Source organism: Mesorhizobium sp. BHscii (assembly GCF_053848065.1).
Genome location: NZ_JBSPKW010000017.1, coordinates 102,429 through 118,497, shown reverse-complemented (window position 1 = coordinate 118,497; position 16,069 = coordinate 102,429). Strand labels below are relative to the sequence as shown.

Annotated in this window: 12 protein-coding genes and 1 tRNA gene; 8 read left to right on the top strand and 5 right to left on the bottom strand. The window is 62.3% G+C overall.

The window, feature by feature from the left end:
• Positions 1-44 precede the first annotated feature (44 nt).
• On the top strand, positions 45-1,007 hold the full coding sequence (fcl, locus tag ACWTU7_RS22275) for a GDP-L-fucose synthase (RefSeq protein WP_455840262.1): 963 nt from the start codon (positions 45-47) through the stop codon (positions 1,005-1,007).
• 217 nt (positions 1,008-1,224) lie between these two features.
• Here the strand turns inward: fcl and ACWTU7_RS22270 are convergent.
• Positions 1,225-1,299, bottom strand: a tRNA-Val gene (locus ACWTU7_RS22270).
• 118 nt (positions 1,300-1,417) lie between these two features.
• Positions 1,418-1,780 (bottom strand): cell cycle two-component system response regulator CpdR, encoded by a 363-nt coding sequence (gene cpdR, locus ACWTU7_RS22265; RefSeq protein WP_006199474.1) that lies wholly within the window; start codon positions 1,778-1,780, stop codon positions 1,418-1,420.
• Positions 1,781-1,926: 146 nt separating this feature from the next.
• Here cpdR and ACWTU7_RS22260 point away from each other — a divergent pair, with 146 nt between their 5' ends.
• The 4 genes from ACWTU7_RS22260 (at position 1,927) to ACWTU7_RS22245 (ending at position 4,685) form a co-directional block, all read left to right on the top strand.
• Positions 1,927-2,883, top strand: a complete 957-nt coding sequence (locus tag ACWTU7_RS22260; protein WP_455840261.1) for an N-formylglutamate amidohydrolase — start codon at positions 1,927-1,929, stop codon at positions 2,881-2,883.
• Positions 2,880-3,044, top strand: coding sequence for a hypothetical protein (locus tag ACWTU7_RS22255; RefSeq protein WP_455840260.1), 165 nt, complete (start codon positions 2,880-2,882; stop codon positions 3,042-3,044). Before ACWTU7_RS22260 ends, ACWTU7_RS22255 begins: the two co-directional genes overlap by 4 nt.
• 245 nt (positions 3,045-3,289) lie before the next feature.
• Positions 3,290-4,063: a histidinol-phosphatase gene (gene hisN, locus ACWTU7_RS22250; protein WP_095517235.1), complete on the top strand. Its 774-nt coding sequence runs from the start codon at positions 3,290-3,292 to the stop codon at positions 4,061-4,063.
• 94 nt (positions 4,064-4,157) lie between these two features.
• Positions 4,158-4,685: a DUF1579 domain-containing protein gene (locus ACWTU7_RS22245; protein WP_455840259.1), complete on the top strand. Its 528-nt coding sequence runs from the start codon at positions 4,158-4,160 to the stop codon at positions 4,683-4,685.
• 98 nt (positions 4,686-4,783) lie between these two features.
• Here the strand turns inward: ACWTU7_RS22245 and ACWTU7_RS22240 are convergent, their stop codons facing one another.
• Positions 4,784-5,758, bottom strand: coding sequence for an alpha/beta fold hydrolase (locus ACWTU7_RS22240; protein WP_455840258.1), 975 nt, complete (start codon positions 5,756-5,758; stop codon positions 4,784-4,786).
• A gap of 541 nt (positions 5,759-6,299) precedes the next feature.
• On the opposite strand from ACWTU7_RS22240, the gene ACWTU7_RS22235 reads away from it, so the two are divergent.
• Positions 6,300-6,767: an Hsp20 family protein gene (locus tag ACWTU7_RS22235; protein ID WP_029349636.1), complete on the top strand. Its 468-nt coding sequence runs from the start codon at positions 6,300-6,302 to the stop codon at positions 6,765-6,767.
• Positions 6,768-6,840: 73 nt separating this feature from the next.
• Here ACWTU7_RS22235 and ACWTU7_RS22230 read toward each other — a convergent pair whose 3' ends face one another.
• The gene (locus tag ACWTU7_RS22230; RefSeq protein ID WP_455840257.1) at positions 6,841-7,893 is read right to left on the bottom strand and encodes a threonine aldolase family protein; all 1,053 of its coding nucleotides are present in this window, start codon (positions 7,891-7,893) and stop codon (positions 6,841-6,843) included.
• A 468-nt stretch (positions 7,894-8,361) separates the two neighbouring features.
• Here ACWTU7_RS22230 and gltB point away from each other — a divergent pair, with 468 nt between their 5' ends.
• Both gltB and ACWTU7_RS22220 read left to right on the top strand, forming a co-directional pair.
• Positions 8,362-13,098 carry a glutamate synthase large subunit gene (gene gltB / locus ACWTU7_RS22225; protein ID WP_455840256.1) on the top strand — a complete coding sequence of 1,579 codons (4,737 nt, stop codon included), beginning with the start codon at positions 8,362-8,364 and terminating at the stop codon, positions 13,096-13,098.
• A gap of 144 nt (positions 13,099-13,242) precedes the next feature.
• Complete coding sequence (locus ACWTU7_RS22220; protein ID WP_455840255.1) at positions 13,243-14,697, top strand: glutamate synthase subunit beta; 1,455 nt, start codon at positions 13,243-13,245, stop codon at positions 14,695-14,697.
• Positions 14,698-14,767: 70 nt separating this feature from the next.
• On the opposite strand, the gene ACWTU7_RS22215 is transcribed toward ACWTU7_RS22220, so the two are convergent.
• Entirely contained in the window at positions 14,768-16,003 is a 1,236-nt protein-coding gene (locus ACWTU7_RS22215; protein ID WP_455840254.1) for an SGNH/GDSL hydrolase family protein, read from the bottom strand.
• Positions 16,004-16,069 lie beyond the last annotated feature (66 nt).

The window sequence follows — 16,069 nt, the reverse complement described above, 5'->3', positions numbered from 1 at the left end:
GACGCCAGATGGTCACAGCAGCCGTTCTGCATAGGGATACGCCAATGGATTTCGACCTTCACGGCAAGCGCATATTCGTGGCAGGGCATCGCGGCATGGTCGGCTCGGCCATCCTGCGCAGGCTGGCGGACGAGGACTGCGAGGTCCTGACCGCATCCCGCGATGAAGTCGATCTCATGGACCAGGCCGGCGTTCGGCGCTGGATGGCTGGCCACAGGCCCGATGCGGTGGTGATGGCAGCGGCCAAGGTCGGCGGTATCCTGGCAAACAACAGGTTGCCGGTCGATTTTCTGCAGGACAATCTCATCATGCAGACCAATGTCATCGAGAGCGCCTTTCGCAACGAGGTGCAGAAATTACTGTTCCTCGGTTCGTCTTGCATCTATCCGAAATTTGCGGCGCAGCCGATCTCCGAGGACGCCTTGCTGACCGGTCCGCTGGAACCCACCAACGAATGGTATGCGATCGCCAAGATCGCCGGGCTGAAGCTGTGCCAGGCCTATCGGCGCCAATATGGTGTCGAGTACATCTCGGCGATGCCAACCAACCTCTATGGCCCCGGCGACAATTTCGACCTCTCCACCAGCCATGTCGTACCGGCCCTTATGCGCAAGGCGCACAAGGCCAAGCGCGCCGGCGACAAAACCCTGGAGGTCTGGGGATCTGGCACGCCGATGCGCGAGTTCCTGCATGTCGACGACGCCGCCGACGCTCTGGTCTGGCTGCTGAAAAACTATTCCGGCGACAGCCACGTCAATGTCGGCTCGGGCGAAGACATCACCATCGCCGAGCTGGCCCGCACCATGCTGTCGGTCGTGGGCGCCGAGGCGGTGCTCACATTCGATGCGACGAAGCCGGACGGCACACCGCGCAAGCTGATGGACGTGTCGCGCCTGTTTGCCACGGGCTGGCGTCCGCGATACTCGCTTCAGAGCGGATTGGAGCAGACCTATGCCTGGTTTCTCCGGCATATTGAGACGGGCGATCTCCGCCTCGGCGCGGCCTGATCTCAATCGACGCTGGTTGCTGCTACCAGACATGACGGTTTGGGCGGTCTGTTGGCCATGGCCAATGCAAAATCGCTCGGCGAAGCATTGGCTGGGCTAAAAAATCAAGGCGTCCGATTTTGGCATTCTCGAAAATGCGGCATTCACGCCGCCCAGCCTAAAAGCGCCCGCAAGACGAGGAAATCTACGGGGCACGAGAGACGGTGGATTGTCTGGATGGTGGGCGTGACAGGGATTGAACCTGTGACCCCTGCAATGTCAATGCAGTGCTCTCCCGCTGAGCTACACGCCCATCCGAAGCCGCGCATACACCATTTTTGCCACGGCGCGTCAATAGGAGGAAAAGGGAAAGAACGGTTCGCCTTGCCGCGCCGTTGGAGACGCGCCGAAAGCCGGCAGCGGAAAGCGCGTCAGGCCGCCTGCAGCATCTTTTCGACCTCGTTGACGAGGTCGCGCAGATGGAACGGCTTCGACAGCACCTTGGCGTCTTTCGGCGCCTTGGAATCCGGATTGAGCGCAACGGCGGCGAAGCCGGTGATAAACATAACCTTGAGGTCGGGATCGATCTCGGTGGCGCGGCGGGCGAGTTCTATGCCGTCCATCTCCGGCATGACGATATCGGTCAAGAGCAGCGAAAAAGGCTCTTCGCGCAACCGCTCATAGGCGCTGGCGCCATTGTCGAAATCGCTGACCTGATAGCCGGCACGCTCCAGCGCCTTGACGAGGAACCGGCGCATGTCATCGTCGTCTTCCGCCAGTAGAATGCGTGCCATCTTATCCCGCTCGAATCACCCGTCCGAGACTGCCGTGGGGCAGCCCGTTAACCATCCTGTATATGAGGAGGTGACGGTAAACATCAAGTGAAGATAAAGGCCCGATCGGCCTTTAACAAAGCGGTCCGGACGCCGAAACGCTGGACATGCGGCCGGCGAGGTGGCACCTTTCCAACCATGATGCATTGGTGTTTCCGGATTCGTTCAAATTGAAAACGGCAGCCGAGGATTTTTCGGTCGTTCCTCCCTTCGAAATCCGGTCGGGCGCCGAACAGCGCGTCCCCTTCCTCTTCAACTCGCCGCATAGCGGCCGTCACTATCCGGACCGGTTCCTGGCCATGGCAAGGCTGGACCGAAACGCCATCCGCCGCTCCGAAGATTGCTATGTCGACGAATTGTTCGGTGGCGCCGTCGCGCTCGGCGCGCCGATGCTGGCGGCAAACTTCCCGCGCGCTTATCTTGACGTCAACCGGGAACCCTGGGAACTCGATCCGCGCATGTTCGCCGAACCCGTGCCGTCCTTCTGCAACATCCGCTCGGCGCGCGTGGCCGGCGGGCTTGGCACTGTCCCCAAGCTGGTGGGAGAAGGGCTCGACATCTATGCCGGCCGCTTGCCGCTGGCGGAAGCCGTCGCGCGTATAGAGGCTGTCTACAAGCCTTATCATGAGACGCTGAAGCGGCTTTTGACCAGGACCCATGCGCGGTTCGGCTTTGCCGTGCTGATCGATTGCCACTCGATGCCGGCGAGCATCAGGGTCGGCGACAGCGGTGTCAGGCCCGACTTCATCGTCGGCGACCGTTTCGGCATGTCCGCCTCGGCAGCGTTGACCGAGACGGCGATCGGCCTGCTGATCGGCATGGGCTACACCGTCGCCCATAACAAGCCTTACGCCGGAGGCTTCATCACCGAGCACTATGGTCGCCCCGTCCGCCATCTTCATGCACTGCAGATCGAGGTCAATCGCGGGCTTTACATGAACGAGCGGACGTTCCAGAAATCCGCCGGCTTCGATGCACTCGCCGACGATCTGGCACAATTCTCGGCCGACCTGATGGCGATGCCCGATCACGATTTTATCGATCTGCCGCTTGCCGCCGAATGATGCCAAAAATCGGAATCGATTTTTACATGGGAATTCTGGGCCAAATAACAGGTCTTGCGCCAGATAAAGGCATCGGTGTGCGGGTCGGAAAGGCGCGCGATGCGCTGGATGCCGCGCCGAAAAAAAGACCGCATCGTTTGCACGACACGGTCGAAGTCTAGGGAGGAAACGCCCAAGGAGGGCATGGACAGGAACGCCTGTCCGAGAACAAATCTATTGTGCGATGCACAAATGTCAAGCCGTCGACCGGCGTTTTAATTCACCGTTATGTTGAAACTGGATTCGAGGGCGCTAGCGTTGCAATCGAGCAACAGTTGACGATGCGCAAAAGTTCCGCACGCCCTTGTTTTGGCGGAAAACCACAGGCAAACGACGGTTCCAGCACGCTACAACGCGGGAGAATCAGTTGGACATCAGCATCGATTTCATGCGGCGCATTGCGCATGCCGCCGCAGCCGAAACCTTGCCGCGCTTCCGCAGCCAAGGCGCGGTCGCCAACAAGGAGCAAGGCAGCTTCGACCCGGTCACCGAGGCCGACCGCGAGGCCGAGCGGGTCATCCGGGCGCTTATATCAGCGGAATATCCCGATCACGGCATCCTCGGCGAGGAGCATGGCAGCGAGAACATATCCAGCAGGCATGTCTGGGTGATCGATCCGATCGACGGCACGCGCGCCTTCATTTCCGGCCTGCCGGTGTGGGGAACATTGGTCGGGCTGACGGTCGACGGCGATGCCGTCGCCGGCATGATGTCGCAGCCCTTCACCGGCGAGCTTTTCTACGCCAACGCTTCCGGTGCCCATTATGAAGGCCCGGGCGGGCCACGAAGGCTGACGACGCGCAAGACGACAAGCCTTGCCGACGCGACGCTGTTCACCACCACGCCGGCACTGTTCAAGGGAGACGCGCGTCTGCGCTACGACCTGTTCGAGCGGCAGGTCCAACTCGCCCGCTACGGCACCGACTGCTATGCCTTCGCCATGGTCGCGGCAGGAAGCGTCGACATCGTCGCCGACCCCGGTTTGAAACCCTACGATATCGTCGCGCTGATCCCGATCATCGAGAACGCCGGTGGCGTCGTCACCACCTTCGAAGGCGGACCGGCGGAAAGGGGTGGCGACATCCTGGCTGCGGCAACGCCAGAGCTTCATGCCGCCGCGATGGCGGCGCTGCGTGGCTGAGCGTGGAAAGCGTTCGGGCGGTGATTCCCCGACCCTCCTGACAGGAGGATGTCGGCAGCTCTCTGCTATGGAAGTGATGTCCGGAGGGATTCACATGCCGACGCAGTCAACAACCAACCATTCCGAAGATGCGTCGGCAGAAAACGCTCCAGCAGACGGGCGGGCCGATTTCGATTTCTTCTTTGGCCGCTGGAACGTCAGCCATCGGAGGTTGGAGAAGCGCCTGCAAGACGACACGAACTGGGACGTGTTTGGCGGGACATGCGAAGTGCGCCCGATCCTTGGCGGCCTCGGCAATGTCGATGACAATGTGATTGAATTGCCCGTCGAGGCCTATCGCGCCGCCACGTTGCGGACGTTCGATCCGGCGACGAGCCAATGGTCGATCTGGTGGATCGACGGCCGCAACCCGGCGACCATCGATGTTCCGATGCGCGGCACCTTCGAAGCAGGCGTCGGCACGTTCCTGTGCGAAGACGTCTTCGACGGACGCAATATCTACGTTCGCTTCCTGTGGTCGCGGATCACTGAAAAATCGGCGCGCTGGGAGCAGGCTTTTTCACCGGATGTCGGCAAGACCTGGGAGACGAATTGGATCATGCATTTCGCCCGGCAAGGGTAGGCGGGCCGATCGACTTGGAAGGCATTTTTTCAAGCCGAGGCATGGATTTCAATGATTTGAAGCGCTCTTTGCGCGTCCGGAGGGAGTGCGGTACTCAATCAGCCCGTGTCGTCGCTTCCCGGGATGAAGGCATCGAAGGCGGCAAAGAACTGCTCGCGATAGAAGTCGGCTTCCTGCAATATTTCATGGCGTGCACCATCGATCACCAGCAGCGAACCGAGGCGCAGACGCCTGGTGTAGGTTTCCACCGCCTTGGTCGAGACGACCTGGTCGGCGCCGGCGGCGATCACCAGCAAGGGTACCTGGATCCTGGCCATGAAGTCGGGGTCGCTGATGGCGTCGGACGCCTCCGCCGCCGCTTTCAGCCAGCGTATCGTCGGGCCGCCGAGTGCCAGTTGCGGGTAGGTTTCGTAGATCAGCGTGTTGCGCCGATACCGCTCCGGATCCGATGTCACCATGTTGGCGGCAAACGGAATGGTTCTTCTGGGCCGCGGACCCCAGGCGGCATAAAGCTTGCCAAGGCCCAGCAGACAGAACAGCGAGCAGAGGCGGCGAACGGTGGTTGTCGAGACCGGCAGGTCGGGCACGGCCAGGAATGGCGCGATCAGCACCATGCGCCGTACGCGGTTCACCATCGACGGCGCAGCAAGCAGCGTAATCACCGCACCAGCCGAATGGGCCAATATGTAATATGGCCCCCGGCAGTCGGGCAGCACGATCTCCTCGAAGAACTGTTCCAGGTCGCCGGTGTAGTCGAAGAAGCTCCGGACATAGCCGCGCTCGCGGTCGCTGATCAGCCGATCGGAACCGCCCTGGCCGCGCCAGTCGAGGGTGGCAACGCCAAAGCCGCGATCGGCAAGGTTGCGGATGGTCTCGAAATACTTTTCGATGCACTCGTTGCGGCCGGTCAGCACGACCACGGTGCCCTTCATCGGGCGGGCAACGGCGGGAAAGAGGCCATAACGGATCTTCTTGCCGTCGCGCGTGGTGAAGAAACCACCGGCCGCATTTTCCGGTAGCGGATTGCCCGGAACTTCGCGGAAGAGGGGAATTTCGTTAAGAAGGTCCGTCATTCGGCGCTGCGTTTGTGTGTCGCTGCCTGCATGGCGCAGGCTTTGGTAGGCATAGACGTCCATGCAGCAAAAGCAAAGGAATTCCGGACGCGTTGGAGAGGCTGAACGAGGCAGCCAGCAAGTGAGGCCGAAAGCAGCTTGCGGCATGCTTCCGGCCCCCGTCGATCCGGGAGGAAGGGACGTTACACCCGGTCGGCCTCGTTGCGGTATCTCGCGCATAACCCCGAAAATCGCACCCGATTTTCGCTGTGAATCATGCGCAATCAAACTGTTACAGCGTCCTTTGCGTGTCCGAGAGGACGCGCGACGCCGTAACCGCCGCCTGTTCCTTGATCCTGGAACCAGTCTAGCGCGACTTAGCTGAACGCCCGCCGAAGCCGCGGTTCATCTGCCGTTCATCGAGAAATCTTGAAATGCTTTCACGTGTTCCCCAAATGTCTGTTGCGGCCGCCAATGTCGGGGCCGCTGGCCTATCCGGAACGCCGTCACGGGTTTCGCACCGGCCATACGCAAACCTTGTTGCTCAACAGGAGAACACACTATGCGTCACGTTGATTTTTCCCCGCTCTATCGTTCGACCGTCGGTTTCGACCGGCTGTTCACCATGCTCGATTCGCTTGCGCAGCCTGAAAGTGCGCAGACCTATCCGCCCTACAACATCGAGCGCACCGGCGAGGATTCCTATCGCATCTCGATGGCGGTCGCCGGCTTCTCGGACGACGAGCTCTCGATCGAGGCTCACCGCAACGTCCTGACTGTCACGGGTGAGCGCAAGGAAGAGGGCAATGGCGAAGGCTCCGAACTGCTCTATCGCGGTATCGCCGGCAGGGCCTTTGAGCGCCGCTTCCAGCTTGCCGACCACGTTGACGTCGTCGGCGCCTCGCTGAAGAACGGCCTGCTCTTCGTCGACCTCAAGCGCAATATTCCCGAGGAGCTGAAGCCGCGCAAGATCGCCATCACCGCGTCTTCGGCGAAGGCCAAGCAGATCGAGGCTAACACCGCCGCGTAAGCCGCGTCACAAGACGACCTCAGGGACGAAGGGCGGCGCCTGGCGCCGCCCTTTTTTGTTGGATAAGGTGCCGCTATCGAGCAACTAGCTGGCCAAAGCGGTCGACCTCTTCGGCCGTGGTCGCAAAGCTGGTGACGAAACGGTAGAGCGCCTCGTCCTCGCCGATATGGCCGTCGAAGCCATACGGCTTGTGCCAGTCGTAGAAGGCGGCACCGGCCAATTGCACCCGTTCAGCCTCGGCCTTTTTCATCACCGCGAACACTTCGTTCGCTTGCGGCAGCCAGGCCAGGCGAGCCGACGGGGAATCCTCGATCAGTGCAGCAAGGCGTGCTGCCGTAACGTTGGCGTGCCGGGCCGTCTCAAGCCACAGGTCGTCCTTGAAATAGGCTTCGAACTGCGCGGCGACGAAGCGCGATTTCGAGAACAATTGCGCCGCGCGTTTGCGCAGGAAGGCCAGTTCCCTGGCGCGGTCGAGATCGAATAGCACGATAGCCTCGGCGCACCAGCAGCCGTTCTTGGTACCGCCGAAAGAGAGGATGTCGACGCCGCGCTTCCAGGTCATCTCCGCCGGCGTCGTCTCTAGCGCGACCAGCGCATTGGCGAAGCGGGCGCCATCCATGTGCAGTGGCAGTTTGTGATGCTTGGCGATCGCCGAAATCCGGGCAATTTCGTTCAGTGTGTAGATGGTGCCGACTTCGGTCGACTGGGTGATCGACACCGCCATCGGGCGCCCGGAATGGACGATTTCAGGCGCGAATCTGGCCACCGCCCTGTCCAGGTTGTTCGGATCGATCTTGCCCAGCGCACCGTCGACGGGATAGAGCCGTGAGCCGCCGGTAAAGTATTCCGGCGCGCCGCATTCATCCTCAATGACATGCGACTCTCGATGGCAGAAGGAAATGCCGCCTGATTTGTTATAGGCGGTCAGCGACAGCGAATTGGCGGCGGTGCCGGTCGCCACGAAAAACACCGCGACCTCGCGCTCGAAAATTTCGTTGAAGCTCTGGTAGACAGCCTGGTCGAGGGCGCCGTCGCCATAGGCGGTGGAGAAGCCGCCGGCGTGGGCGGACAGGCCCGCGGCGATGCTGGGATGGGCGCCTGCCCAATTGTCGGAAGCGAAATTCATACGTTTGCCTGTGCTAGAAAAATCGATGCAACCTTGGCCGCTTTCGCATGCCGCTCGCAAGTGCCAAGCACCGGATAGGCGGTAACGCCAGCGAGAGCGGAAAACAGGACATACGGGCGAAGGTTGCGTTTTGGCGTGGCCGCGCGTAATTTTCTGTCGCGGACAGCCCAAGATTGTTGTGAATCGGTCTTGTGCGCATACGTGATTTCTGTCATAAAAATTTAGGACAGTAGTGCTGTCTTATTTTGTCGCACAAAACAGGCTGGATTGGCGTATCATTAAGCCTCTCCGGCCGCTGCCGCGAGCGACAGATAGACGGCCGGCTCTGGCCTGTACGATTACCGGATGCGAACCAGGCCGCCTGGTTCGGCAAGGATTTCGCAAGACGTGCCGTAAGGATGAGAGGGAAGCTCATGCGCTTCCCAACGGAAACCAGCGCCCTAAGGGCTGGGGATGGAGGACAGGACGATGACGGAAGTGACGCCATCTGCGACGAACGGCCCGGCCGCGCAGACGAAAGCGCCAGCCGTCAAAAATCGGTCCCGAACCAAAATTGAGCGAACCGACACCGGCTTCGCCGCGCACGGCCTGTACGATCCGCGCAACGAGCACGATGCCTGCGGCGTCGGCTTCATCGTCAACATGAAGGGCGTGAAGTCGCATCAGATCGTCAAGGACGGCCTTGCGGTGCTCGAAAACCTGACGCATCGCGGCGCCGTCGGCGCTGATCCGCTGATGGGCGACGGCGCCGGCGTGCTGGTGCAGCTTCCCGACCGCTTCTTCCGCGAGGAAATGGCCAGCCAGGGCGTCGAATTGCCCAAGCCCGGCCACTATGCCGTCGGCCATGTGTTCATGCCGCGCGATCCGGAGCTTCAGGCGCATATCGAAGGCATCATCGCCGAGGTGGCGCAGCTCGAAGGCCAGCCGCTGCTCGGCTTTCGCGATGTGCCGGTCGACAATTCATCGCTGTCCAAGGCGCCTGATATCGCGGCTTCCGAACCGGTCCAGCGGCAGGTGTTCCTGGGCCGTGGCGCCGAGATCGAGAGCGACGACGATTACGAGCGGCGGCTCTACATCCTGCGCAAGGTCATTTCCGGTCGTATCCACGAGGAGACCAAGGGCGTCGACAATGGCTTCTATGTCGTGTCGATGTCATCGCGGACCATCGTTTACAAGGGCATGTTCCTGGCTTATCAGGTCGGCGCCTATTACAAGGATCTGACCGATCCGCGTTTCGAGACGGCGCTGATCCTGGTCCACCAGCGTTTCTCGACCAACACCTTCCCGTCGTGGAAGCTAGCGCATCCCTATCGGATGGTCGCCCACAATGGCGAGATCAACACGCTGCGAGGCAACGTCAACTGGATGGCGGCGCGGCAGGCTTCGGTCGATTCCGAACTGTTCGGCAACGACATCTCCAAGCTGTGGCCGATCTCCTATGAGGGGCAGTCGGACACCGCATGTTTCGACAATGCGCTCGAATTCCTGACGCAGGGCGGCTACTCGCTCGCTCACGCGATGATGATGCTGATCCCGGAAGCCTGGGCCGGCAACAAGTTGATGGATCAAGATCGCAAGGCCTTTTACGAATACCACGCCGCCCTGATGGAGCCGTGGGATGGGCCGGCGGCGGTGGCCTTCACCGATGGCCGCCAGATCGGCGCCACGCTCGACCGCAACGGGCTGCGCCCGGCGCGCTACATCGTCACCGACGACGATCGCGTCATCATGGCCTCGGAAGCCGGCGTGCTGCCGGTGCCGGAGGAGAGGATCGTCAAGAAGTGGCGGCTGCAGCCCGGCCGCATGCTGTTGATCGACCTGGAAAAGGGCCGCATCGTTTCCGACGAGGAGATCAAGTCGGAGATCGCGACCAGGCATCCCTACAAGAACTGGCTCGCCAACACCCAACTTATTCTGGAAGACCTGAAGCCGGTCGAGCCACGCGCATTGCGCAGGGACGTCAGCCTGCTCGATCGCCAGCAGGCGTTCGGCTACACCCAGGAAGACACCAAGCTGTTGATGTCGCCGATGGCGACCACTGGCCAGGAAGCGGTCGGCTCGATGGGCACCGACACGCCGATCTCGGCGATGTCGGACAGATCGAAGCTGCTCTATACCTATTTCAAGCAGAACTTCGCCCAGGTCACGAATCCGCCGATCGACCCGATCCGCGAGGAGTTGGTTATGAGCCTGGTATCCTTCATCGGACCGAGGCCGAACATCTTCGACCTCGTCGGCAATTCGCGTCGCAAGCGGCTCGAAGTGCGCCAGCCGATCTTGACCAATGGCGATCTCGAGAAGATCCGCTCCATCGGTCATACCGAGGACCGTTTCGACACCAAGACGATCGACATCACCTATGCTTCGAACGAAGGCGCAGCCGGCATGCAGGGCGCCATCGACCGGCTGTGCGAGCGCGCCGAGGCGGCGGTCGCCGGCGGCTACAACATCATCATCCTGTCTGACCGTCAGCTCGGGCCGGACCGCATCGCCATCCCGGCATTGCTGGCGACAGCGGCGGTCCACCATCATCTGATCCGCAAGGGCTTGCGCACCTCGGTGGGGCTCGTTGTCGAGTCCGGCGAACCACGCGAGGTGCATCATTTCTGCTGCCTTGCCGGCTATGGCGCCGAGGCGATCAATCCCTATCTCGCCTTCGACACGCTGCTCGACATGCATAAGCGCGGCGAGCTGCCGGCCGAGGTCGACGCCTATGAGGTTGTGTCCCGCTACATCAAGTCGATCGGCAAGGGCATTCTCAAGGTGATGTCGAAGATGGGCATCTCGACCTACCAGTCCTATTGCGGCGCGCAGATCTTCGACGCCATCGGGCTGAAGACCGATTTCGTGCAGAAGTATTTCACCGGCACCGCGACGCTGATCGAAGGCGTCGGGCTGGAAGAGATCGCGGCCGAGACGGTCAGCCGCCACGCCGACGGCTTCGGCAACGACCCGGTGCTACGCAACAGCCTCGAGGTCGGCGGCGAATACATGTTCCGCATGCGCGGCGAAGCACATATCTGGTCGCCCGATGCGGTGGCCACCCTGCAGCACGCTGTGCGCCAGGGGTCGTGGGAGACGTTCAAGGACTATTCCGCTCAAATTGACAGCGAGACGGCGCGGGCGCAGAGCATTCGCGGCCTGTTCAAGATCAGGCTCGCCGAAGAAACCGGGCGCAAGAAGGTCGCGCTCGACGAGGTCATGTCAGCGGCCGATATCGTCAAGCGGTTCTCGACCGGAGCGATGTCCTTCGGCTCGATCTCCAGGGAAGCGCACACCACGCTGGCGCGCGCCATGAACACCATCGGCGGCAAGTCGAACACCGGCGAGGGCGGCGAAGAGGCCGACCGGTACCTGCCGCTGCCGGGCGGCGGCAAGAACCCCGAGCGTTCGGCGATCAAGCAGGTTGCCTCCGGGCGTTTCGGCGTGACGGCGGAATATCTGGTGAATTCCGATGTGATGCAGATCAAAGTCGCGCAAGGCGCGAAGCCCGGCGAGGGCGGTCAGCTGCCCGGCCACAAGGTCGATGCCACCATTGCCAAGGTCAGGCATTCGACGCCCGGCGTCGGCCTGATCTCGCCGCCGCCGCATCACGACATCTACTCGATCGAGGATCTGGCGCAGCTGATCTACGATCTCAAGAACGTCAATCCGGCGGCTGATGTCTCGGTCAAGCTGGTGTCCGAAGTCGGTGTCGGCACGGTTGCGGCCGGCGTCGCCAAGGCGCGCGCCGATCACATCACCATTTCCGGCTACGACGGCGGCACCGGCGCATCGCCGCTGACCTCGCTCAAGCACGCCGGCAGCCCGTGGGAAATGGGCCTTGCCGAGACGCACCAGACGCTGGTGCTCAACGGCCTCAGGTCGCGCGTCGCGCTGCAGGTCGATGGCGGCCTGCGCACCGGCCGCGACGTGGTCATTGGCGCGCTGCTTGGCGCCGACGAATTCGGCTTCTCGACCGCGCCGCTGATCGCGGCCGGCTGCATCATGATGCGCAAGTGCCATCTCAACACCTGCCCTGTCGGCGTCGCGACGCAGGATCCGGTCTTGCGCAAGCGCTTCAAGGGTACGCCGGAACATGTCATCAACTTCTTCTTCTATGTGGCTGAAGAGGTCCGGGCGTTGCTCGCCGAGATGGGTTACACCCATCTCGACCAGATCATCGGCGACACCGATCTCTTGGAAAAGCGGGCGCTGATCCAGCACTGGAAGGCGCGCGGGCTCGATTTCAGCAAGATGTTCTTCAAGCCGGATGCCCCGCATGAGGCGGTGCACTGGACTGAGCGGCAGAAGCATCCGATCGACGACGTGCTCGACCGCAAGCTGATCGAGTTGGCCAAGCCGGCGCTAGAAGCCAGGCAGCCGGTCAGCATCGAGCTGCCGATCCGAAATGTCGACCGTTCGACCGGCGCCATGCTGTCCGGCGAAGTGGCAAAGCGCTTCAAGCACAAGGGCCTGCGCGAGGACACGATCGCGGTGAAGCTCACCGGCACCGCCGGCCAGTCGTTCGGCGCCTTCCTGGCGCGTGGGGTCTCGTTCGAGCTGGTCGGTGCGGCCAATGACTATGTCGGCAAAGGCCTGTCGGGCGGCCGCATCGTCATCCGCCCGCCGGAGAACACCAAGATCGTCGCAGCGGAGTCGATCATCGTCGGCAACACGGTGCTCTACGGCGCGACCGAGGGCGAGGCCTATTTCAGCGGCGTCGCCGGCGAGCGTTTTGCGGTTCGCAATTCGGGCGTGGCCGCCGTCGTCGAAGGCGTTGGCGACCATGGCTGCGAGTACATGACCGGCGGCATTGTCGTCGTCATCGGCCAGACCGGCCGCAACTTTGCCGCCGGCATGTCGGGCGGCGTCGCCTATGTGCTGGACGAGGAAGGTGATTTCGCCGAGCGCTGCAACATGGCGATGGTCGAACTGGAACCCGTTCCCGAAGAAGACGACCTGATGGAGAAACTGCTCCATCATGGCGGCGACCTCGACCACAAAGGCCGCGTCGACGTGTCCGGCGACATGACCAGCCATGACGAGGAGCGGCTCTATCAGCTGATCTCGAACCACGTCCATTATACGGGTTCGGTGCGCGGCCGCGAGATCCTCGACAACTGGGCGATTTTCCGGCCGAAATTCCGGAAGATCATGCCGGTCGAATACCGTCGCGCGCTGATCGAAATGGAGCGCATGCGCATGGGCGTGGCGGCGGAATAGGCTTTGGGAGTTGCCGGGAAGCCAGGCTTCCCTGTCGACGCCTTTATCAACAATCCTAGCCTCGGACTGAAGGTTGCCATGGCTGCCTTATGAGGTTAACGGGTGCGTCTTCGAGCGCGCCATCTGGACAGCAGGGACTGGACTATGGGCAAGGTAACAGGGTTTCTCGAGATCGACCGGCAGGTGCACAAGTACCAGCCGGCTTCCGACCGCATCCGGCATTTTCGCGAGTTCACGCTGCCGATGTCGGACAAGGAGGTCGAGAAACAGGCCGCGCGCTGTATGGATTGCGGCATCCCGTACTGCCACGGGCCGACCGGCTGCCCGGTCCACAACCAGATCCCGGACTGGAACGACCTCGTCTACAATGGCGACTGGGACAATGCGATCCGCAACCTGCACTCGACCAACAATTTCCCGGAATTCACCGGCCGCATCTGTCCGGCGCCTTGCGAGGAAGCCTGCACGCTCAACCTCGAGGACATTCCGGTCGCCATCAAGACGATCGAGCAGGCGATCGCCGACAAGGCCTATGAAACCGGTCATATCCGGCCCTATCCGCCGGAAAAGAAGACCGGCAAGCGCGTCGCAGTCATTGGCTCGGGGCCGGCCGGCATGGCGGCCGCCCAGCAGCTTGGCCGCGCCGGCCACGACGTTCACGTCTATGAGCGCGAGAGCCGGCCGGGTGGGCTGATGCGCTACGGCATTCCCGACTTCAAGATCGAGAAACACTATATTGACCGGCGCATCGAGCAGATGCAAGGCGAGGGCGTGAGCTTCCATTGCGGCGTCAATGTTGGCGTCGACAAACCGGTGGCGGAGCTGCTCGCCGAATACGATGCGGTGCTCTATTGCGGCGGTTCGGAAACACCGCGCCCGGCCAACATTCCCGGCGACGATCTCGACGGCGTGCATGATGCGATGCCCTATCTGGTGCAGCAGAACAAGCGCATCGGCGGCGAGCCGATCCAGTCGGTGGCGTGGCCCTCGCGGCCGATCGTCGCCGGCGGCCAGCATGTTGTCGTCGTCGGTGGCGGCGACACCGCATCCGACTGCGTCGGTACCGCCTTCCGCCAAGGCGCCGTTCGTGTCACCCAGCTCGACATCCGGCCGCAGCCGCCGGAAAAGGAGGACAAGCTTTCGGTCTGGCCCTACTGGGCGACGAAGATGCGCACCTCGTCCTCGCAGGCCGAAGGCGCCGAGCGCGAGTTCCAGGTGGCGACGCTCGAATTCATCGGCGAGGACGGCGCGTTGACCGGCGTCAAATGCTGCGAGGTCGATGAAAAGCGCAAGCCGATCGCCGGCACGGAATTCGTCATCCGCGCGGATCTCGCCTTCATCGCCATCGGCTTTGCCGGGCCGGCTACCGTCGGACCGGTGTCGGAACTGGCTGGCCAGATGACGATCGTCATCGACAGCCGCCGCTCGAACAACGTCGAGGCCAATGACCGCGACTACAAGACCAGCGTCGAAAAGCTCTATGCGGCGGGCGATGTGCGCCGCGGTCAATCGCTGGTCGTCTGGGCGATCCGCGAGGGCCGGCAGGCGGCTCGTTCGATCGACGAGGCGCTGATGGGATCGAGCGTGCTGCCGCGCTGAGGCTGTCTCGAGACCCTACTTGCGCGCCCTCTGAAGACGTTTTCTGCTATTCCGGTGCCCCGGGGCAGGTTTACGGAGTGGTCGCCGTGGTCGTTTCGGTTGCGGCGGCCGCAGGCTGTCCCCTGGGCGGCCAGGAAAAATCGTCGGCGCGGCCGGGCGAAGCAGCGGGCGCCTTGCCCTCGACGAGGAGCTTTTCGCCAGACCCGTCGGCCTTTGCCGGCGCTGCGGCGCCGAGAAGTTCAGAACCGCCATCGAGCGCCGGATCGTTGAGCAGCATCGGCACGGTGCGATCGACGGCCATGGGTGCCGGTGCCGGCGCCCCGACGGGAGCGCCCGCTGGCGCGTAAGCTGCCGGTGTGCCCGTGGGCGCGGTCATTCCAAGGATCTTCATCAAGGGTTTTTCGGCATAGAAGGCGAGCTTGCGTTTGCCGGCTTTCGACACATAGATGCCGTCGTCGGTGCGCAGGCGCACCGGCTGGCCGTTGATATCAGGTCCGCTGGTGACAAAGGCCCCGTCCTCGTCGACGAAACCGTCCCAGATGTCGACGAATTCGCCGCCATGGCTTTCGGCCGTCGAGCGGTAAATGTCGTTGAAAGCCAGCATGTCTGAGGTCATCTTCGGCGCCTTGAATGCCGGCATGCCGACCCATAGATACGGCACCTTGGCCGCTGCAATGGCCTTACCGAACGCTTCGGTCCGGCGTTCGTATTCCTTGGTCCAGGCCTCGGACCGCGGCTGTTCGCGTTCACCGTTCACGCGCATTTGCTGCCGATCGTTGGAGCCCAGCATGACGATTACGGCCGCGGGCTTTTCGGTCTCGATCAGCGACTTGATCTGTTCGGGCCAGTTGTAGAAATCGTCACGCACGAAACCGGACGAACCGTTGCTGCGGACGACGATCCTGACGTTGGTGTTTTCGGCAAAGGCGGTATCGAGACCTTCGCCGAGGCCGCTCGCCATGAAATCGCCGACCACCAGAACGGTGCGGGCATCCGACGCCTTCTCGACAATCGGGGTTGCCGGCTCAGCCGGCCGGCGCGGCGCGGCGCGGGGCTTTCTTGCTTTTAGCTTCCGTGGCCCGGCCCTCTGGATCTGTCGCGGTGGCTCCATCCACTCGGTTCGGCCCACCCGCTCGCTTCGGCGCAGAAACAACAAGTCGCGCAGCGACCAGCCACGCCTTTGTTCTTCCTGCGCCACGGCCGGCGTGTGAAAGACGGCGGCAGTGCTGACGGCCAGAACGGCAATAGCCAGAACCAGGATCGGCACGCGACGAAGGATCACCCGGATACGCCCAGCCGAAACCAATTACCCTCTCCATCCCTTAAGAGCGCCGGACCCTCAAATCCAACCCGGCCGCCGCTCTATCTTAGT